The organism is Paenibacillus sp. FSL H7-0942, from assembly GCF_045040715.1.
In the GTDB taxonomy this organism is placed as follows: Bacteria; Bacillota; Bacilli; order Paenibacillales; family Paenibacillaceae; genus Paenibacillus; species Paenibacillus amylolyticus.
The window spans coordinates 2,939,311-2,959,886 of the sequence record NZ_CP150279.1; the positions used below are offsets into that span (position 1 = coordinate 2,939,311).

General features: G+C 43.2%; 20 protein-coding genes. 16 read left to right on the top strand and 4 right to left on the bottom strand.

Annotated features, from left to right (window positions below):
• Positions 1 to 254 precede the first annotated feature (254 nt).
• From MHI48_RS13335 to MHI48_RS13365, 7 genes are all read left to right on the top strand, one after another.
• Positions 255 to 1,025 carry an ABC transporter ATP-binding protein gene (locus MHI48_RS13335; protein ID WP_036608600.1) on the top strand — a complete coding sequence of 257 codons (771 nt, stop codon included), beginning with the start codon at positions 255 to 257 and terminating at the stop codon, positions 1,023 to 1,025.
• The gene (locus MHI48_RS13340; protein ID WP_076327872.1) at positions 1,000 to 2,958 is read left to right on the top strand and encodes an ABC transporter permease; all 1,959 of its coding nucleotides are present in this window, start codon (positions 1,000 to 1,002) and stop codon (positions 2,956 to 2,958) included. The genes MHI48_RS13335 and MHI48_RS13340 overlap by 26 nt, the downstream gene beginning before the upstream one ends.
• Before the next feature lie 173 nt (positions 2,959 to 3,131).
• Positions 3,132 to 4,577: a 4-hydroxyphenylacetate 3-hydroxylase family protein gene (locus MHI48_RS13345; RefSeq protein ID WP_083677382.1), complete on the top strand. Its 1,446-nt coding sequence runs from the start codon at positions 3,132 to 3,134 to the stop codon at positions 4,575 to 4,577.
• 234 nt (positions 4,578 to 4,811) lie between these two features.
• Positions 4,812 to 5,519 (top strand): response regulator transcription factor, encoded by a 708-nt coding sequence (locus tag MHI48_RS13350; RefSeq protein WP_076327873.1) that lies wholly within the window; start codon positions 4,812 to 4,814, stop codon positions 5,517 to 5,519.
• The gene (locus MHI48_RS13355; RefSeq protein WP_076327874.1) at positions 5,497 to 6,954 is read left to right on the top strand and encodes a HAMP domain-containing sensor histidine kinase; all 1,458 of its coding nucleotides are present in this window, start codon (positions 5,497 to 5,499) and stop codon (positions 6,952 to 6,954) included. The genes MHI48_RS13350 and MHI48_RS13355 overlap by 23 nt, the downstream gene beginning before the upstream one ends.
• Positions 6,955 to 6,989: 35 nt before the next feature.
• Positions 6,990 to 8,069 (top strand): AI-2E family transporter, encoded by a 1,080-nt coding sequence (locus MHI48_RS13360; protein WP_047842724.1) that lies wholly within the window; start codon positions 6,990 to 6,992, stop codon positions 8,067 to 8,069.
• A gap of 28 nt (positions 8,070 to 8,097) precedes the next feature.
• A complete protein-coding gene (locus tag MHI48_RS13365) occupies positions 8,098 to 8,496 on the top strand; it encodes an Asp23/Gls24 family envelope stress response protein (protein WP_047842725.1) in 399 nt (132 codons plus the stop codon).
• A gap of 69 nt (positions 8,497 to 8,565) precedes the next feature.
• Here the strand turns inward: MHI48_RS13365 and MHI48_RS13370 are convergent, their stop codons facing one another.
• Positions 8,566 to 9,411, bottom strand: coding sequence for an AraC family transcriptional regulator (locus MHI48_RS13370; RefSeq protein WP_076327875.1), 846 nt, complete (start codon positions 9,409 to 9,411; stop codon positions 8,566 to 8,568).
• A gap of 201 nt (positions 9,412 to 9,612) precedes the next feature.
• Here MHI48_RS13370 and MHI48_RS13375 point away from each other — a divergent pair, with 201 nt between their 5' ends.
• From MHI48_RS13375 to MHI48_RS13385, 3 genes are all read left to right on the top strand, one after another.
• Positions 9,613 to 10,617: an aldo/keto reductase gene (locus tag MHI48_RS13375; protein ID WP_076318065.1), complete on the top strand. Its 1,005-nt coding sequence runs from the start codon at positions 9,613 to 9,615 to the stop codon at positions 10,615 to 10,617.
• 267 nt (positions 10,618 to 10,884) lie between these two features.
• Positions 10,885 to 12,477, top strand: a complete 1,593-nt coding sequence (mbcS, locus tag MHI48_RS13380) for an acyl-CoA synthetase MbcS (RefSeq protein WP_405144280.1) — start codon at positions 10,885 to 10,887, stop codon at positions 12,475 to 12,477.
• A 238-nt stretch (positions 12,478 to 12,715) separates the two neighbouring features.
• A complete protein-coding gene (locus MHI48_RS13385) occupies positions 12,716 to 13,960 on the top strand; it encodes an aminopeptidase (RefSeq protein WP_076327876.1) in 1,245 nt (414 codons plus the stop codon).
• Between the two features lie 100 nt (positions 13,961 to 14,060).
• Here the strand turns inward: MHI48_RS13385 and MHI48_RS13390 are convergent, their stop codons facing one another.
• Positions 14,061 to 14,702: a superoxide dismutase gene (locus MHI48_RS13390; RefSeq protein WP_076327877.1), complete on the bottom strand. Its 642-nt coding sequence runs from the start codon at positions 14,700 to 14,702 to the stop codon at positions 14,061 to 14,063.
• A gap of 337 nt (positions 14,703 to 15,039) precedes the next feature.
• Here MHI48_RS13390 and MHI48_RS13395 point away from each other — a divergent pair, with 337 nt between their 5' ends.
• Positions 15,040 to 15,690, top strand: coding sequence for a metalloregulator ArsR/SmtB family transcription factor (locus MHI48_RS13395; protein ID WP_076327878.1), 651 nt, complete (start codon positions 15,040 to 15,042; stop codon positions 15,688 to 15,690).
• Between the two features lie 66 nt (positions 15,691 to 15,756).
• Here MHI48_RS13395 and MHI48_RS13400 read toward each other — a convergent pair whose 3' ends face one another.
• Complete coding sequence (locus MHI48_RS13400) at positions 15,757 to 15,996, bottom strand: 4Fe-4S binding protein (RefSeq protein ID WP_036608584.1); 240 nt, start codon at positions 15,994 to 15,996, stop codon at positions 15,757 to 15,759.
• A 202-nt stretch (positions 15,997 to 16,198) separates the two neighbouring features.
• On the opposite strand from MHI48_RS13400, the gene MHI48_RS13405 reads away from it, so the two are divergent.
• The 4 genes from MHI48_RS13405 to MHI48_RS13420 all read left to right on the top strand — a co-directional run bounded on the left by MHI48_RS13405 (position 16,199) and on the right by MHI48_RS13420 (position 18,518).
• Positions 16,199 to 17,197 (top strand): NAD(P)/FAD-dependent oxidoreductase, encoded by a 999-nt coding sequence (locus MHI48_RS13405; RefSeq protein WP_076327879.1) that lies wholly within the window; start codon positions 16,199 to 16,201, stop codon positions 17,195 to 17,197.
• A 128-nt stretch (positions 17,198 to 17,325) separates the two neighbouring features.
• Positions 17,326 to 17,754, top strand: coding sequence for an Rrf2 family transcriptional regulator (locus MHI48_RS13410; RefSeq protein WP_036608578.1), 429 nt, complete (start codon positions 17,326 to 17,328; stop codon positions 17,752 to 17,754).
• Positions 17,755 to 17,788: 34 nt separating this feature from the next.
• Entirely contained in the window at positions 17,789 to 18,343 is a 555-nt protein-coding gene (locus MHI48_RS13415; RefSeq protein ID WP_076327880.1) for an NADPH-dependent FMN reductase, read from the top strand.
• A 22-nt stretch (positions 18,344 to 18,365) separates the two neighbouring features.
• The gene (locus tag MHI48_RS13420; RefSeq protein ID WP_179086473.1) at positions 18,366 to 18,518 is read left to right on the top strand and encodes a hypothetical protein; all 153 of its coding nucleotides are present in this window, start codon (positions 18,366 to 18,368) and stop codon (positions 18,516 to 18,518) included.
• 205 nt (positions 18,519 to 18,723) lie between these two features.
• On the opposite strand, the gene MHI48_RS13425 is transcribed toward MHI48_RS13420, so the two are convergent.
• Positions 18,724 to 19,188, bottom strand: a complete 465-nt coding sequence (locus tag MHI48_RS13425; protein ID WP_076327881.1) for a GyrI-like domain-containing protein — start codon at positions 19,186 to 19,188, stop codon at positions 18,724 to 18,726.
• A 165-nt stretch (positions 19,189 to 19,353) separates the two neighbouring features.
• Between MHI48_RS13425 and MHI48_RS13430 the strand changes: the two genes are divergently transcribed.
• The gene (locus MHI48_RS13430) at positions 19,354 to 20,514 is read left to right on the top strand and encodes a leucine-rich repeat domain-containing protein (RefSeq protein ID WP_076327882.1); all 1,161 of its coding nucleotides are present in this window, start codon (positions 19,354 to 19,356) and stop codon (positions 20,512 to 20,514) included.
• Positions 20,515 to 20,576 lie beyond the last annotated feature (62 nt).

The following is a 20,576-nucleotide window of genomic DNA, read 5'->3' on the forward strand; positions in this document are numbered from 1 at the left end:
GAGTGGAGTATGAATTACAGTGTGAGTGTATGTATAGACGTCTATTGCCTGATCGGGGCGAAGGCGTCTTTTTGATTTTCATGATGCAACCTTACAACATTGTCATGTTGATGAAAGGTTAAACCATAGGAGAATGGCCGAAACTTCGATAGACTGTAGTCATAAGAGTACAGGAAAGGCCACGCACAATACACATGCACATAGCATGAATGTAACTTGATTTTGAATTCATATATCACTAAGGAGTTGTAACCATGGAGATTTGTTCTGTGAAACAGATCAGTAAAATCTACAAAGGCATCGTATCTTATGAAGCGTTATCAGGTATTGACCTCAGTATTCAGGAAGGTGAGTTTGTTGGCATCATGGGACCTTCGGGTAGTGGCAAAACAACGCTGCTGAACATGATCTCAACCATTGATCACCCAACATCAGGCGAACTGCGGATTGCAGGAAAGAATCCGTTTGAATTGAATCAGGACGAACTCGCGCTGTTCCGGCGCAAAGAGCTTGGATTTGTTTTTCAATCGTTCAATCTGTTAAATACACTGACAGTCAAGGAAAACATTGTGCTGCCACTGACTCTTGACGGTGTTTCGCTAGCAGAGATGAACACACGTGTCGAACAGCTGGCAAGCAAGTTGGGGATCGAGGGTATTCTGAACAAACGGACATATGAGATATCAGGAGGACAGGCACAGCGTACGGCCATTGCCAGAGCGCTTATCCATTCCCCGAAGCTGATTCTGGCCGATGAGCCAACAGGCAACCTGGATTCGAAGGCGGCAAGAGATGTCATGGAGATTCTTGAAACGCGCAATCAGGAGGATCAGGCTACGATGCTGCTGGTCACTCATGATGCAGTAGCTGCAAGTTATTGCAGTCGGGTTGTCTTTATCAAGGATGGCAAACTGTATAATGAAATTCACTACGGCGATAATCGCGCAGCCTTTTACCAGAAGATTATTAATGTATTATCCCTAATGGGAGGTTCAGGACATGAATTTTCGCCAGTTCGCCATTAATAACGTTGTTCGCAACAAACGAATTTATCTGGCTCATTTTCTGAGCAGTACATTTTCCGTTATGATCTTTTTTACTTACGCATTGCTTCTGTTCCATCCCGACTTGAAAGCGGGGTTAAAGGGATCAAGTGGGACGGTTACGTTGCTTGCGAATCAGGGGTTTGTGATTGCAGAGATCATTATATTCATCTTTTCATTCCTGTTCCTGCTCTACTCCGTTGGTTCATTTCTGAAGACGCGCAAGAAGGAATTTGGTATTTTCCTGATCATAGGCATGACACGTAAACAGATGAACAGACTTCTGTTTATGGAGAACATGTGTATCGGATTAGCCTCCATTATTACCGGTATCGGACTCGGAATTATTTTCGGCAAATTGATCCTGCTGATCTGTGGCTCCATGCTGGCTGTTGAGAACAGCCTTCGATTCTATTTTCCACTGAAAGGCATTGCCCTGACGGCTGGTGCATTTCTACTGCTGTTTGTTATCATTGCGATGTCGTCATCCTTGCTCATACGGAAAGGTTCGCTTATTGACCTTGTGAAATCAGAGGAAAAACCGAAACCGGAACCCAAAGCCTCACGTCTACTCGCCTTGTTATCCATATTGTTGATTGGCGGGGGTTATGCAGGAGTATTCACTTTTGTATGGATAAGCTTCTCCTTTCCGTTATTACTCGCAAGTGTCGTAGTTGTTATTGCAGGTACGTACTTTCTGTTCACGCAGCTCAGTGTATACATCATTCGGGCACTGAAAAGAAATCCAAGGTTGTTTTTCCGTAAAACCAATCTGCTCTTCCTATCTGAACTTACCTATCGAATGAAAGATAACGCCATCATGTTTTTCATGGTAAGTATCATCTCGGCTTCTTCATTTACGGGAATTGGCACCATGCTTGCTATTGCTGACCCGGGGTTGTCGTCCATGTCGAATCCGTACGCATTCAGTTATATGAATAACTGGGATACTCCCAACTCCGAGCGACATATTCGGCAGATTGAAGAAGCGTTGATTGATCATCAAGTTCCCTACGTGAAGGGCAGTTATGCTCATATACCTGAAAATAATAATGGAAGGATTATCAAACTGAGTGATTATAACCGTCTGGCGAAGGCACTTGGGTACGAAGAACGTACGTTGAAACAGGTCGATGAGTCATTTATGACACCAAGCAATTTGGCGGTTCGTAAGAAGTACCGTGAACAGGCCGAACAAGGATTCTCAGGGGCGGAGGTCAATCTGGAGATTGATAATCGGTCGAAACAGATTCGGCTAGTGACACCTGGTACCGATATTGTGATTCCTTTTCAAAATGAAATTAATCTCTACGTTGTAACCAACGAATTGTTTGAGAAGTTGAGACCGGCGTATAACGAGGAAGTGGGGATGCCTGAAGGTTTCTATTCCATGCGAACGACGCAATTTGTCGTAAAAGATTGGATGAGTACACGCAGCTTCGCTCCGGAGTTAATCGAATCCATTCAAAATGATAGATCCGATCGAGGTTATTTCGAGACCAGCGCGCTTGTGGTGGACTGGCTTAATTCCAAGCAGACCAATGGCATCATTCTAATTTTGAGCGGCCTGATCGGCATTGTTTTCTTCACCTTTGCAGCAAGTTTCACGTATTTCAGACTTTACGCAGATCTAGAACGGGATGAAGCGCAGTATCGCATGATTGGCAAAATGGGACTGAGTCGTCCCGAACTCCGTAAGATCGTAACAAGGCAGCTATTGCTTATGTTCTTCCTGCCGATTCTGGTGGCGGTCATCCACAGCTCGGTTGCCTTTGTGGCGTTGCAGCAACTGGTTGATTTCTCGGTCTTTGGATATAGCCTGCGCATCTTCTTGGTGTTTGCTTCCATGCAGATTTTGTATTTTGCACTCGTGCGCTGGCGGTATCTGCGTCACATGTATTCCAAATTAGTCTAAAATAGCATGGCCCAACTGACACCGGACTCATCGCTCGGTGTCTGTTGACTTTTCTAGCTGAGGCACAGTACTATTTCATTAGATACAGAATGTATCATTACATAGTTTCTCAAGCAGTTAGAAGGATGGAGTTACAGAAATGTCAGGCCGGTGCCTGAGAGGGAGGACATATCATGAGTATCACGATGTCTCGTGGACAAGCTTACATTCAGCGTTTGAATGATGAGCGGAATGTATGGCTGGACGGAGAGCGTATCCAGGTAACTGGGCATCAGGCCTTTCAGGGAACACTTCAAACCATAGAAGGATTGTTCAATCTGGTGGATGACCCGGAGACAAGGGAAACCGTGGCCTATTGGGACGAACAGACGGGAAGTTACGTGCATCGCTCTTTTCTTGTGCCTCGTTCAGTTCCTGACGTGAAGAGCAGGGCGGATGCTTTTCGGCTGTGGGCCGATCGGACGTACGGGGTGATGAGCCGATTGTCTGATTATGCCCGATCCCGGCTGACGGGTTGGTATGCAACACGACAAGAGATCACAGCGCATGACCCGGCATTTGCAGACAAAATATCGGATTATTTTGCACAAGCCAAACGAAAAGATGCATTCCTGACAATTGTCCAGCGGGACCCACAGATTAATCGTTCCTTGCCTGTTGGAGAAGATGAGGATGCCATGCTGCGAATTGTCAAAAGGAATACAGAGGGCGTTGTGATACGCGGGGCCAAAATGGTGGCAACAGCAGCGCCTTATGCGGATGATATCATTGCTTATCCCGTTCAACGAATTCCAGGCCACCTGCCAGAGCTGGCCCATATGGTAATTGTAGCCGCGGACAGTCCGGGCTTGCACATGATGTGTCGTGAATCTTTTGCCACAAAAGATACAGATAAATCACATCCACTCAGTGCGCAGTATGATGAGATGGATGCTGTATTATTTTTTGATGATGTATTTGTACCCTGGGAACGTGTATTACTGCACAATAACCCTGAAGCCGTATGGCAGATTCGCTGCAATACAGCTTCGGCCAGTCTGGCCTACCATCAGAGTGTCATTCGATTACACTCGAAACTGGAGTTTATTACAGCCGTGACCTCATCCATTGCCAAGGAGATTGGGGTGGACTCTTTCCTGAATGTGCAGGAACAACTTGGAGAGCTGATCAGTCAGATGCAGACTATCGAGGGACTGATTATTGCTGCTGAAGCACAGTCCAAACCAGACACATTTGGCAACTGGCTGCCGGAATTCAAATATATTGAAACCGCACGTAATCTGGGCAATCGCTATTATCCCCGCGCGGTGGAGATTTTGAAGACCATTGCTGCGGGTGGTCTGATTCAGATTCCTTCAGGTACGTTTGAGACTAATGAAATGATGGGTTCTTTGATAGGCAAATATCTTGGTGGAGTAACGATGCAAGCCGCGGAGAAGATTCGTCTCTTTCAACTTGCATGGGAGCTGACCGGAAGTCCACTCGGAGCAAGGCATGATCTATATGAACGTTTCTACGCGGGTGATCCGGTGCGCAATCGGGCGAATCAATATGTGCAGTATGACAAGGAACGTTTATTCGGAAAAGTGGAGCCGTGGCTACGTTCGCTTAAGGACTGATCTGATGATCTAATACAAATGGTCCGAATGAAGATTGAAAAGCCTGAATGAAGAACGAAAAGCTTGAATGTAGGCTGAAAACAGCCCTTTTTTAGTTAATGCCTTGGCATGAGCCAGGGTTCTATTTCTATTTATTTAGATTATCTTTAGAAATGATTTAGGTTGAATTAAGAGACGTAGTATATAGTAATAATGTAGAGATAGGCATAGAGTATAGGAAATGAGAGGAATAACATGAGATACACCGTATTAATTGCAGATGACGAACCAGAGATTGTTGAACTGCTTCAACTATATCTGGAGAAGGACTATACCATTAAAACTGCGGTGAATGGAGCCGAGGCATTACAATGCATACGTTCAACACAGATCGATTTGGTCATACTGGACATCATGATGCCTGTAATGGATGGATTGCAGTTGATCAAACAGATCAGAGCCACATATCACATGCCTGTACTGTTCCTATCCGCTAAAAGTCAGGATCACGATAAAATCCTTGGACTGGGACTGGGGGCAGACGATTATATTGCGAAGCCGTTCAACCCGCTTGAGATTGTTGCTAGAGTAGAGGCGTTGCTCAGAAGAGTTAATCAATTTGATGCAGCGGAGATCCTCGAAGCGAAAGAACAGAATCTGGTATTAGGTGATCTGACGCTGGATCGATCCCAATGTATCCTTTTTCGTTCAGGAAATCCTGTAACATTGACCTCTACAGAGTATAAAATTATGGAACTGTTGCTTGATCAACCTGGCCGAGTGTTCACCCGTAAAAAAATATACGAAGCGGTCTGGGGCGACTATTATGCGCACGAGGACAGCACGATTATGGTACATATCAGCAACATTCGGGAGAAGATCGAGCGTGACTCCAGACAACCGGAATATCTCAAAACGATAAGGGGACTGGGATACAAAATTGAAGCGCCCATGGAAAGCTAGAGAAAAGCGACTGTTGCAGACATCCCTGACACTGGACTTCTTGCTGTTCAACTTCTTTTTGCTGTTACTGGTATTGATTGTGTACCTTATGGTTTCACTGGATGTCGTGGATTTTCGCATTTCGGATCAGGTGGTTGATCCGGATCTGAATGTTGAAGCCCACGTGTATGTGGAAGAGCTGGAGAACGAATTTTATTCCGGTGGAGGTTCGGTGTCGAAAGGCAAAGACACAGAGATTCAACGTCTCAAGGACAGCGGCGGCTGGATTGAAATTCTGGATGCGAATCGCAATGTCATTCGTCATGTGGGAGACAAGCAAGATGCGTTCACGCAATACAGTGAAGCCGATCTGTATGATGGACTGGAAAATAGGAGTGACCAGGAATACTATTATTCGATCACTCCTCTCTCGACAGAAGGAGCGGCAGCGTATGTATTGCTCAAAATCCCGCGTGATCTGGTCAGCGTGCGAATTAATGATAATCAGTTGATTACCAATCTGAAACATCCATTATCCTTTTACATTATGATTGGCATCGGTTTGGTTTTATTGTTGATCTTTGTCTACAGCTACTGGGTCGCACGGAGAATCAAAAAACCACTCAGTATCCTCTCCTCGGGTCTTACGCAGATGATACAGGGAAATTATAGTACACGGATGTCTATCTCAGCCGAGAGGGAATTTGTCCAGATTGGTGAGACCTTCAACTACATGGCGGACGTCATTGAGAACACCTCTGCGGAGAAGCGTTACGCCGAAGAGAGCAAACAGCGACTGATTGTAGATTTATCACATGATCTGAAGACACCGATAACATCCATACAGGGATATGCGCAGGCATTGGTGGAAGGACGTGGGGAGGACAAGGATAGGCAGCAAAGATATCTGGGATACATCTATAACAAGTCTGTTCAAGTTGCACGCATGATACAGAATATGCTGGAGCTGCTCAAGGTGGATTCGCCCGATTTTCGCATGCATATTCAGAGAAGAGAGATTGGAGAATTCCTGCGCGAGATTATGGCAGATACCTATGGGGAGATTGAACAGAAACAGTTTGTCCTTCATGTACTTGTTCCTGATGAGGTGATCTACGCGAGGTATGATCGGGAGCTGTTATCCAGAGTCATCCAGAATCTGATTACCAATGCTCTGTCTTATAATCCAATCGGGACCGAACTGCGCGTCGAACTCATTCCGCTTCATACCCATGTAGTGATTGAAGTGGCAGATAACGGAGTGGGCATACCTCAAGAACTATGGTCAACGATCTTTGACCCGTTTGTACGAGGGGATGAGGCGCGGACAGCGACCGGAGGCACCGGACTTGGTTTGTCCATCGCACGACGTAATACGGAGAAAATGGGCGGACGGCTAATCCTTTCCCGGCGTGGGCGAGAGACCACCGTGTTTACCATTGAGATTCCAAATTAAATAAGAGAAGAAATGTCCATGTGGAGGGAAATATTTTGTTCAAAGTAAATACGTTTGTCCGGTTCAGTATTGCACTGGCGCTGATATTGGTTAATATCTATTTATTATCACGTGTGAGCTTCATCTTTCAGCCGCTCGTCACCATGATCACGGTCATTACCGTGCCGATGATGTTGTCGGTGTTCTTTTATTATCTGCTAAGGCCGCTTGTGAATTATATGGAGAAAAAGAAAATAAATCGCACGCTAAGTATTTTGCTAATCTATCTGGTTATTGCTATTCTGGGAGTGTTCTTCATCATTGGTTTATGGCCATCGTTACGTGAGCAACTGATCAATCTGGTTGATAACGCACCAAGTCTAATTAATTCATTAAGTGAACAGCTGAGAGAGCTGGAGCAAAATGGTGCCATTCAGGCCTTGTTCCCTGAGGGCTCGACACCTTTCTCCCAGATCACGGAGTATATCAACAAAGGATTTAACTTTGTAACTAACTATGTAAGTGGATTTTTCTCACTCGTTTCCAGTTTTGCGATCATCTTGTTTACACTACCGATCCTTTTGTTCTATATGCTGTTACAAGGCGAGAAATTTGGTCGTAAATTGGCACATATCGCTCCAAAACGTTTCCAAAATGACAGCCGTGATGTTGTAATTGAGATTGATCAGGCGTTGAGTGGTTTTATCGTGGGAAGAGTTTTGGTCAATCTGGCGTTGGGTGTACTGATGTATATCGGTTTCTTGATCATTGGACTGCCGTACGCATTACTGCTCACGGTAATTGCGGTCATCATGAACTTTGTTCCGTTTATCGGAGCGATTGTGTCGTCCGTACCTATTGTGATCATGGGTCTCGTGGTATCACCATCGGTTGCCATCTGGTCTCTGATTATTATTCTTGTCGCTCAGCAGATTCAGGACAACCTGGTTGCACCGTACGTATTCGGCAAAAAGCTGGATATTCATCCGCTCACGACCATCATTCTGGTGTTGGGTGCAGGCGACCTGGGTGGAATTATTGCCATCCTGATTATTATCCCGGTTTATATGATTGTTAAAATTCTTTTGGTTCGAATCTATAACATGTTCTTTAAGGACAAATGGCAGAATGCATAGAATTTAATTATTCGAAGGAGTGGAGCACATGTCTGAAATTATCGAAAAACAATACAATGAACCTGAATATATTGCACCTCAATCTGTTCAAATGGGTACCATTCACATCTCGAATGATGTGTTATCCAAGATCGTGGGGATGGCCGCTCAATCAACGGCTGGTGTATCCTCCATGTCCGTTGGACTGACTGAAGGGATTGCCAAGAGTATCAGCGGCAAGAGTCTGCAAAAAGGGATTGACGTACACGTCAAAGACGATCAGGCAACCATCCAGCTGCGCATCAATATTCAATATGGCAACAAGATGCACGAGGTCTGCCGTGAACTTCAACATAATGTTCAACAGGCTGTAGAACAATTAGCCGGCGTTATGGTCGATGAAATCAAAGTGCAAGTTGTTGGCATATCCATGCCGGAGACGGTATAAACCAACGTATAGAATGTAAGGAATCACGACTGTAAGGATAAACGATTGGCACAAACAGCACCTTCCCAATTAACAACTTAACTGGGAGGGTGCTGTTTTATGTTTGCGGTAGTAGGTGGGCGATTCACCCATCACTTTTTTGAACATTTTGGAGAAAAGCAATTGATCCGTATAGCCCACAGAACGGGCAATATCACCAATGGTCAGGCCGGGATCAAGGGTCAATTCGGCAGCCCTGCGCATCCGGTAATGAACCAGATACGACTGGATGCTGCTTCCCATCTGGTCCTTGAAGAGAGAGCACAGGTAACTGCGCTGCAAACCGACATGGGCCGCGATGGACTGAACGGTAATGGCATTGGCATAGTTCATTTCAATGAAGTCCATTACCTGCGTAACGTACGTTTCCTTCGAATAATCCGGCATGGGTTGAAGATGCTCTGAATTAGCCTGATCAATCAAAATAGAGAAGAATTGATACAGCAAACCAGTCATGCTAATCTCCCAGCCTTTATGGGTATTGCGAGAATTGATCATTCGGTGCAGGCAGGATCGCATCTCGTCATCCTCATTACCCAGCTCAAAAATCGGGTGATGCTCGGACAGACATGCTTGCTGTAAAAAGGAAGAACTATTGCTGCCTTGAAAAGCAACCCAGCTGTATTCCCATGGATCATCCTGATCTGCTTCGTAATGCACGACGGAATGCGGAACGATCAGAAATCCTTGTCCTTTGTGCAGGGTATACGTTTTGCCACCAACTTCGAAGGTGCCTTTGCCATTCAAAATATAATGAATTTTATAATAGTCTCGCATGGCAGGGCCAAAGTGGTGACCTGGTGTACAGGCTTCCGTACCATAATGAAGGAGCTGAAGCTCCTGAAAATGATTGTTTTTGAACATATACGTAATCAAGGGTATTCACTCCTGTACGATTTCGTCTCATCTTGCATTTTAACATACTAAATAGCTGAAAAGATTAATTATTTAACATTAGTATATATAGATAACAATCATTATTCCATATGTTCAAAGTGAAATGCCATATCGTTTATCCAGGAAAATGTCTAAGATGAAAAGGAATTCAACAAACCTTACAGGAAAGTGAGAATAACGATGCCCTATACTGCGAGTGAACAACGATATGATGAGATGAAATATGTACGTTCCGGCAAATCCGGAATCAGACTGCCGCAAATTGCGCTGGGTTTATGGCAGAACTTTGGTGGCAACCGTACATTGGATATTCAGGAAGAAATGATTTTGCGTGCTTTTGACCTCGGAATTAACCATTTCGATCTGGCGAATAACTATGGTCCACCTCCAGGATCAGCGGAAGAGAACTTTGGCGTGATTTACAAAAAACATCTTCGTCCTTACCGGGATGAACTGCTCATCTCGTCTAAGGCAGGCTACCATATGTGGAGTGGACCTTACGGCGAGTGGGGCTCCCGCAAAAACCTGATTGCCAGTCTTGATCAAAGTCTTGGTCGGATGGGGCTGGACTATGTGGACATATTCTATCATCACCGTCCAGATCCGGACACGCCATTGGAAGAAACGATGACGGCGCTGGATCATATCGTGCGGCAAGGTAAAGCACTGTATGTAGGCTTGTCCAATTATAATGCAGAACAGACACAAGAAGCGGTAACCATTCTGCGTCGTCTGGGTACGCCATGTCTGGTTCATCAGCCAAACTACTCGATGCTGAATCGCTGGATTGAAGACGGTTTGCAGGACGTACTGGATGAGCAAGGCGTAGGTTCCATTGCGTTCTGTCCACTCGGCCGCGGTCAGTTGACGAATAAATATGTCGACAAGATCAAGGAAGAACGCGTCAATCCAACAGGAAATTTGAAAAAAGAAGCATATACGGACGAACGGATTGCCAAGTTCGATGCACTTCAGGCGGTTGCGGAGCGAAGAGGTCAAACGATCTCCCAACTGGCTCTGAACTGGATTTTGCGTGGTAACCGTGTAACTTCTGCATTGATTGGGGCAAGCCGTGTGTCCCAGATTGAAGAAAATGTAGCTGCGCTCAGCGCACCGGATCTGACAACGGAAGAGTTGAATGAGATCGAAAGCATTTTGGACGGAATGGGTAATTATCCGTGGTAACATACACAGTATAGCTGTGTGAAAATTATAGTTAGGTAAAACTAATGTAATATAAATGAAGAATGAAAATGGCGCCTACCTGATCAATCAGGAAGGCGCCATTTTGTATATGTCATTTTCATTATAGGATAAGATCTATTATAATAGTTCATTAATTGACCTATGTTTATTTTTTTTAGAATGAACCTAGTTCATAGCACCTGGTCCTAGGATTTAGGGTATAATATATAGAAGCTATACAATTGAACTACGAAGGAGAGGCTCCATTTGAACTTTGAACAGTGGATTTCGCCTGAAAGCTATAACCTGACATCCGAGATGGAGAATCATCCATCAGACCGGATTGCACTTAGATGGCTCAGCGATCAACGAGAATTGGAAGAGATCACGTATGGTGATTTGTTCAAGCAGGCGAATCGTCTTGCTGGAGGTCTGCGTGAACTTGGATTAGAGAAGGGTGATCGGGTGTTGGTCATGGTACCACGCCGTATTATTGCCTATGTCATTTATATTGCTTGTCTGAAATTGGGGATTGCCGTTATTCCTTCCTCCGAGATGTTACGGGCAAAAGATCTGGAATATCGTCTGCGTCACTCTGAGGCGCGGGCTGTTATTGTATGGTCCGAGACGACCTCGGAAGTGGAAAAGATGGACGCGGATCTGCCGTCACTGGCACATCGCATCGTGGCATCACCGAATGAAGAAGTTAGCGTACCTGCTGAAGGTTGGGTCAATGTGCATCAGTTAATGCAGAATCAACCCGATGAGATGGCTGCGGTGGAGACTCATCGTGATGATACGGCTATCCTTGCTTATACTTCGGGCACAACAGGTAATCCCAAAGGAGTTGTACATAGCCACGGTTGGGGATATGCCCACCTGCGGATCGCTTCTTCATTATGGCTGGATATCCAACCTTCAGATACCGTATGGGCAACGGCTGCACCTGGCTGGCAAAAATGGATCTGGAGTCCGTTCCTGTCGGTACTCGGAAGAGGCGCGACTGGACTGGTCTACAATGGATCATTCCAGCCCAAGCGTTACCTGGAACTGATGCAGGAACATCAGATTAATGTCCTTTGCTGTACACCAACGGAATATCGGTTGATGGCCAAAGCCGATGATCTTGGACATTATGACCTGTCTCATCTGCGCAGTGCTGTTTCAGCGGGCGAACCGCTCAACCAGGAAGTTATTGAAATCTTCCAGCGTCACTTTGATCTGACTATTCGAGACGGATATGGACAGACCGAGAGCACGTTGTTAATCGGCAGTCTCAAAGATGCGCCTGTACGTATTGGCTCGATGGGTCAGTCGATTACACCTGGATTGATTGAAATCATCGATGAAGAGGGACAACCTGTGCCTGCGGGTGAAGTGGGGGATATCGCGGTACACAAAGAGATGCCAGCTTTGTTCCGGTCCTATTATCAGGATGAGGGACGGAAGGAAGCAAGTCAGCGTGGCGATTATTTTGTAACAGGGGACCGTGCACGCAAAGACGAAGAAGGTTACTTCTGGTTTGAAGGTCGCAGTGACGATATCATCATCAGTTCGGGTTACACGATTGGACCATTTGAAGTGGAAGAAGCACTTATGAAACACGCCAGTGTGAAGGAATGCGCGGTGGTTGCGAGTCCAGATGAGATCCGTGGTAATATTGTCAAAGCTTTTGTTGTACTGCGAGATGATTCACTGGCTTCACCGGAACTGATGCGTGAACTGCAACACCATGTCAAAGAAATCACAGCACCTTACAAATATCCACGCAAGATCGAATTTGTCACGGATCTGCCGAAGACCAACTCTGGTAAAATCCGCCGGATCGAACTGCGCGAACAAGAAAAACGTAATGGTTAGATCATTTTGTATAGATGAAATTTTGGGGATTGTGCCTGCGTAGTGAAAGAGAAGGAATCGATTCTGCAGAAGCGAAAGCGGTCGTATTTGTCTCCGAATTTTAACCTTTGAAAAATACGATGAAGAAAATTTGGAGACAACGACGATCTAAAGAACGATCCTTCGCTGTAACGGCCACTCAACAGATCCCAAGTTTGCAAACCATGCCATAATATATGAAACAGGAGTGAACACAACCATGAGTCAATTTGAACAAACCTTTGAAAAGTCATTGGAACAATACGCAGAACTTGTTGTTAAAGTTGGCGTGAATATTCAAAAAGGACAGGATCTGCTCGTCACTGCACCGATCGAAACGCTTGAATTCACACGTCTCATTGTGCAAAAAGCCTATGCGGCTGGTGCCAACTATGTACAAGTGGACTTCGATGATGACAACATTACCCGCAGTCGTTTTGAGCATGGTTCCAATGACAGCTTTGACTATTATCCAGCGTGGAAAGCGGATATGATGGAGAAGTTTGCAGAAGCAGGCGGCGCTACCCTGACGATCAAAGTTCCAGATCCTGAACTGTATAACGGAATCGACTCCGACAGCGTTTCCCGTGCTACCAAGGCAGCTGCACACGCACGTCGCGGATATGCCAAATACACACGCAACCATGAAATTAGCTGGTGTCTGATCAAAGCACCGACCAAGGCTTGGGCGAACAAAGTATTTGCCGACATCCCGGAAGAAGACCGAATCAACGTGATGTGGGAAACGATTTTCAAAATGAACCGTGTAGATGGCGGAGACGCCGTACAAAATTGGAGAGAACATCTGGATACCCTGAATACCATGAGTGATCTCCTGAATAAAAAGAACTATAAGAGCCTGCATTACCGTGCGCCAGGTACAGATTTGAAAATTGAATTGGTCCACAACCACATCTGGGGTGGCGGTGGTAGCGAAAATAAACAAGGTGTATACACCGTTGCCAATATGCCAACTGAAGAAGTATTCACCATGCCTAAACGCAGCGGAGTGAATGGGTATGTCAGCAGCACAATGCCTTTGAACCTGAACGGGCAACTGGTAGACCAGATGAAAATCACATTCAAGGATGGACAGGTTGTTGCGTTTACGGCAGCATCCGGTGAAGAGCATTTGAAGAACCTGTTTGCCACCGATGAAGGAGCACGTTATCTGGGTGAGGTCGCACTCGTACCACATGACTCCCCGATCTCCAACCTGAATCGCATTTTCTACAATACGGGTATTGATGAAAATGCATCTTGCCACTTGGCTGTGGGAAGTGCGTATCCATTCAACATGAAAGATGGCACAACGATGTCGAACGAAGAGTTGCTGAAGCATGAGTGCAATGTGAGCTTGACTCACGTTGATTTCATGATCGGTTCCGCTGAGTTGGATATCGATGGTGAGTTACAAGACGGTACAATCGAGCCGGTATTCCGTAAAGGCAACTGGGCATTTTAATTTTTAATAGGTGTAGTGAAAAAGGAGAAGAGCAATCTCTAATGAGGTTGCTCTTCTCCTTTTGGTCATACTCTTAGTAGCATAGTTGAAGACTTGAATTTTATGAAATGATGAAGTTGGAATCAATGCTTTGTTTGATTGCCAATTCGTAGCGCTTATTTACCTCGCTCCAATTGATTACATTCCAAAATGCGCTAATATAATCTGGGCGCTTATTCTGGTAATTCAAATAGTAGGCATGTTCCCAGACATCCAGACCAATAATCGGAGTTTCCCCTTCCATCAAAGGACTATCTTGATTAGGAAGACTATCGACTTTCAATTTTCCATTCGCAACGGAAAGGAACGCCCATCCACTGCCAAACCGAGTAGTTGCCGCTTTCGTAAATTTCGCTTTAAATTCTTCAAATCCGCCCAGTTCATTATCGATCGCTTTTGCCAATGCTCCTGTTGGATTTCCTCCCCCGTTGGGGCCAATGATTTTCCAAAACAAGCTGTGATTGGCGTGCCCGCCTCCGTTATTTCGAACAGCTGCGCGAAGTTCCTGTGGAACACTGTCCAGATTGGAGATCAAAGCTTCAATAGATTTCCCTTGCAGCTCAGGCAAATGCTCCAGAGCAGCATTCAGATTCGTAATGTAAGTATTATGATGACGATCATGATGGATCATCATCGTTTGCTCATCAATATGTGGTTCGAGTGCGTTATTTGCATAGGGTAATGCGGGTAATTGATATGTCATGTGTTATTCCTCCAATGTAATATAATGATCTTTCTAAATTGATCATACTTCATTTTATATACTTAATCAACATTTATGTATATAAAGTTTAGTTTGTCATTCTCGTATTTATATGATCACAATTAATAGTTTGGGTTATTTTCCATTTATTAGAGTTTGAATTAACACGTATATTATATATAATAAATATAAAATTAGTTATATCGGTTGTTTAAGGATATAATGTATCTGAGAACATGAGATGATGTAAACAACGAGAGCGATATACATGGATTGTATACACGAAATCGATCGAAGGTGTTAAAAATTGTTTATTCGTAAGGAGGTTGAATCATAAATGACTAATCCTGATCTGGTGAATAGTCTTCCAACCAGAGAAATTATATTACATCTCCTCAAAACCAAAGGGGACATGACTACTAAAGATCTTACCGATGAGCTTGGGATCACCACCATGGCGGTTCGGCGTCATATCCAATCGCTAGAACGAGATAATTTAATTACGTCTAAGATACAGCGACAATCTATTGGAAGACCAACAACAGTGTATTGTTTAACTGAACAGTCTGTAGGATATTTTCCTAATAAATATCATTCACTAACATTGGATATATTGACTGAGCTTGAAGAACAATTAGGACCGGAAGCTGTTGAGAAAATTTTTGAAAGTCGCAAAAATAAAATGATCGAAAAATATGACCAAAGTATGAAAGCGAAAAATATCTCGGAGCGTGTTGAGACACTTGCGAACATTCAGAATGAGAATGGCTATATGGTGGGACTTGAGAAGATTAGCGATGATGAATTTATTTTAAAGGAAAATAACTGCCCAATTAGTCACGTCGCCATGAAATATAAGAAGGTTTGTCAATGTGAATTAAGTATGTTTAAATCATTGCTTGGGGAGGCTGAAGTCAAAAGAATGGAGTGTTTGGCTGACGGCGGGCAACGTTGCACATATTCCATAAAAGTAAAAAAAAGTAATTGAACGTATTAGATATGTAAAGATGCTTCCTAGCATAACGCTAGGAAGCATCTTTTTTTATATATTCATTTAACTTAACTTAAAGAAGTCGAGTGCCTTGCTTACATATATTTGATGATGATCAGGTAAATCTTCCTCATAATAAATAGCTCCAACAGGACAAGCTGTTTCACAGTTCCCACAATCTATGCATTGGTCAGGATTGATAAAATATTGGTCTTCTCCTTTTACAATGCAATCGACTGGACATACATCAAGACAATCGGCAGCTTGTTCATGAATGCAATGCTCTGTAATTACAAAGGGCATATTCCTCCACACCTCCTAACTTTTCATATCTATTATTCGAAATGCTTTAACATATACATAATATACATATAAGTATAAAAATATCAAATCTATCGTTTATGTTTGATTTTAATAAAGAATTTTATTTGATATTTATATATTTTATACATTATAGTATATTATGTTGTGTATTATAAAAACATAAAGAGAGGGAGAGCTCCCATTGTCACTAGAACTTACTCCATCAATTACTGATATCACAATTATTGGTGGTGGGCCAACTGGAATGTTTGCCGCTTTTTATGCTGGTATGCGTCAAGCAAGTGTCAAAATTATTGATAGTATGCCGCAATTAGGTGGTCAAGCGATTGCCCTCTACCCTGAGAAATATATCTATGATATTGCTGGATTTCCAAGGGTTACAGCTGCTCAACTCGTTGAAAATTTACTGGAGCAGATGCAATTATTTCCGGTTGATGTCTATTTAGAGGAGAAGGTACAACAGGTATTAAAAAGAGGGGAACATCATTTCGAAATTATTACAGATAAATCTATTCATTACAGTAAGTCGGTTATTATTGCCGCAGGTATAGGGGCATTCGAACCACGCCGATTGGAACTGGAGAACGCGAGTCAGTTTGAACAATCTAACCTTCATTATTTTGTTGAAGATTTGCAGCAGTTCTCCAATCAACACGTGATTATTAACGGTGGTGGAGATTCAGCAGTCGATTGGGCACTTATGCTTGAGCCCATTGCCAAACAAGTCACTTTACTTCACAGACGAGATAAATTTCGTGCTCACGAACATAGCGTTGAAAAATTGAGGGCATCTTCAGTTCATATCGTCACTCCGTCTGAGATTACCGGGTTAACTGGTGATGAACGGATAACCGAGATTACAGTCACTATTGCGAAAACGGGGGAGAAAAGAATCATTCCTTGTGATGCTCTTATCGTGAATTTTGGTTTTGTTTCTTCTTTGGGTCCCATTGCTGAGTGGGGATTGGAAGTTGATAACGGCTCTATTGTTGTTGATACGCGGATGCAAACCAATATTCCAGGAGTATTTGCAGCTGGAGACGTTACGTCCTACCCAGGGAAAATTAAGCTGATCGCTGTAGGCTTCGGAGAGGCTCCAACTGCAATCAACAATGCTAAGGTTTATATTGATCCTACTGCCAAATTATCACCAGGTCATAGCAGTAACATGAAGCTCTGATATGCTTAGCAAGGTAAATGACGCAAGATTTCAAAGAAAATCATGGTTTGATAAAGGTCAGCCTCCTACAGTTCATGCCATTGGATTTGAAGGACAACTACGAAGAATAATGAACTAGGGGGCCTAATATGAATAGTGAGCTAAGTGTTGTCATATACATTCTCATTATCCTTAGTTCACATAAGAATGAGAAACTAACCAGTGCTCAGATATCAGAAAAGATTAGTGTAAACCCTGTTAGGATACGCCGTATCCTTAGCTCATTTAAAAAAGTGGGATATGTTAAGACAAAAGAGGGTATTGATGGTGGTTATGTGTTGTCTGTGGAGCCGCATGATATAACCTTGCAAGATATATATAAATTGGTGTCGTCTAAGCCTTTACAGATTCCTAAACCATCTATGAGCAGTAAGGGACATCTAACAGCAGAGATAGATATGCAACTCACAAGTATTTTTATAGAGTGTGAACAACAACTGATGAGGCAGTTAGGAAAAATCAACTTGGGTAGTATGCTCAAATTAATGACTGACTGTCAATTAGAACGAACGGAATAGTTCAAATACAGATAAGCGATTAGGAGGACCAGTTATGAAATTAATAGGTTTGTCTGGGTCATTGATTGGATCAAAGACTGCAATTGGTGTGGATACTGTACTACAATTCGTGAAAAAAAATCATCCGGAAATTGAAATTGAACTAATAGACTTGAGAGAATACAAAAACATCGAATTTTGCGATGGCCGCAAGTTAGAGGATTATAATGAACACACCCGGTCAGTAATCCAAAAAATGATTGATGCTGATTTTTTCGTTATCGGCACACCTATATATCAATCCTCTTTGACAGGTGTACTGAAAAATGTGTTCGATCTACTCCCTGTACAGAGTTTTTATAATAAAGTGATAGGCTTTATTGCAACTGGGGGCACATATCAGCATTATTTGGTTGTCGAAAATCAATTAAAACCGATCGCGGGCTTTTTTCGTTCATATGTAGCGCCAAGATATGTTTATCTAAATAGTGATCATTTTGGTGCTGATAATAAAATCGAAGATGCTGATGCGCTGAGTCGGTTGGAGAAATTGGCCGAAGAAATAGTCTTCATGCAGATTCAATTGAAGACGGATAAGATATCATTCTAATACGAAAAGGAGATTGGTAGAAATGCCTTTTGTAATTACCGAAGCATGTATTTCAGAAAAAGCAGCTGATTGTTTAGACGTTTGTCCAGTTGAAGCGATCTACTATGAAGAGGATTTACCTTCGCAATATTTGAAATACGTGCATAAAGCAACTGAATTTTTTGAAAAACAATAATGCATCAATCTACATTTGCTTTGGTAGAGTTGCTCCAATGCTTTTTACCAGGATACTCAACGCACTGAAAGTGTATACCGTTAAGTAAAAACTCTTCTTCTAAGCTTGATTAGCAATAGCAAGGAGCGGAGTGAAGTGATTAGTGGTCTTTGTTGGAACCCAAGAAAAAAAGTGACTTCATTGACTGAAGTCACTTTTTTTGCAACTAAACAGGCCTGATTGGAACACATATCTCGCAAAAATCAAGGTTAACAAGATGGCCCGTATACCTTTCCATAACTGGTTTGTTATCCAGAGTATAACCGCTACTCTGCAAATGCGGAAAAATTTCAGTCCACGCTTGCTGAACAGCCTCTGTAGTATGTTTGACTTTGCAAACCAGATATTGCCCGCCTGGAAGTACAGTTTCGTTTAGATCGGGGGTCAATTCATTCATAGGAAAATCTTTCGAAATGACAATACAAGCATCGTATCGGCAATCTTCGGGAATCGTGGTTTCCGGGTTATCCTGGGGGATACCGAATAATACAGTCGATGCAGTAAGCAGATTTTTGGTTCTAGCCCAACTCTTTAACATTTCCATAGCTTGACTGTTGGCAGGCCCATACGAACCAACTTGTCGCACATAGGCGATACGATACGACGGGAGGTTTTCGATAACCATTTCCATGAAAATCTTCCTCTCTGTACGATTTCTCTTACATGTTTGATGCTAACATGGTATAAAAAAATTTGCTTAGGTAATTGTTGAATCCTGGAGACGAAACTCATAGAATAGTGATAATATGTTGGAAGACTGTTCCAATAGAGCAAAATGAGAGGGGAGGCGTTAGACATGGATATTACTTATGCCTTCACGGATGAGCGTTTTAGGCAAGTTGTGTTGGATCGTTTTTGTGATCAGCGGGATTTCATTCAGGAGAGTGACGTTTGTGAGGTTGAGATATTGCAACTTTCCAATCACAATATTAGCAATCTTGATGGAATCAAGTATTTCATGGGTCTTCAAGAGCTGGATTGTGCCTATAATCAATTGAGCGGTCTGGATCTTACTCAGAATCACAAGCTGAGGACGTTACGTTGCAGAGAGAATCAGCTTCTTACACTGGACCTCCGCTCCAATTCGGAATTGCAGGTGCTGGATTGCAGTTTTAATCGACTTCGCAAATTGGATCTTTCTCATAATTCCAAACTTATAACGGTAGAGTGTCATTGGAATATGTTGTCGGAGCTGGTTTCGGAGCCCCTTGAGCAGTTGGAGGAACTTAGTTGCAGTTATAACGCTCTTTTCTCACTTGAACTTGAACACAATAAGCAACTGCGGCGACTTGATTGCGCCAACAATTACATGTTAGAACTTGATGTAACAAGTTGTCCAAACTTGATTGAACTTCGTTGTAACCACAATCATATCAAACAGTTGGATTTTCGTTCAAATATGGTTTTAGAAAGTGTCCGTTGTTTTAACAACCATATTAGCAAGCTGGATATTCGCCATAACGTACAACTAAAAGAGTTGTACTGTTCCGAGAACAAATTAACCGAGTTGGATTATAGCGCTAATCCCAAGCTGGAAAGACTGCAGTATGCAGATAATCTAATGTTTGAATCCAATCATGAAGTTCCGGGTATGGGGTTGTTTCAGTATGACGTCTCGATGTCCAACTATCAGATGAGCTTACTTATTCAGGATAAAGAACTGGTAGTCACTGCACAGGTTTCAACCAAGACAGAGATGGAAGCCTTATCCTCATATATGGAAGAGACGTGGAAACGGTGGGACATGCTTGGTGAGCAGGCACTTAAAACCATTGCCGAGGCTCATCCGGACGAAGATATCAATACATTGATTTTGGCTGATGCAGAATTTCAGGGAGATCAATATTTCCGATTGGGTTATGATGCGGGGGATACACCTGCTGGCCGATTATACATATATGCGGAGTTTGACGATGAATTTCACATGTTGGATACGTTGATCTATGAAACGTATTAAAGCCACGAGATCGTGGCTTTTTTGTTGTGTTGAACTAAAGATTATTTACACTGACACTACGA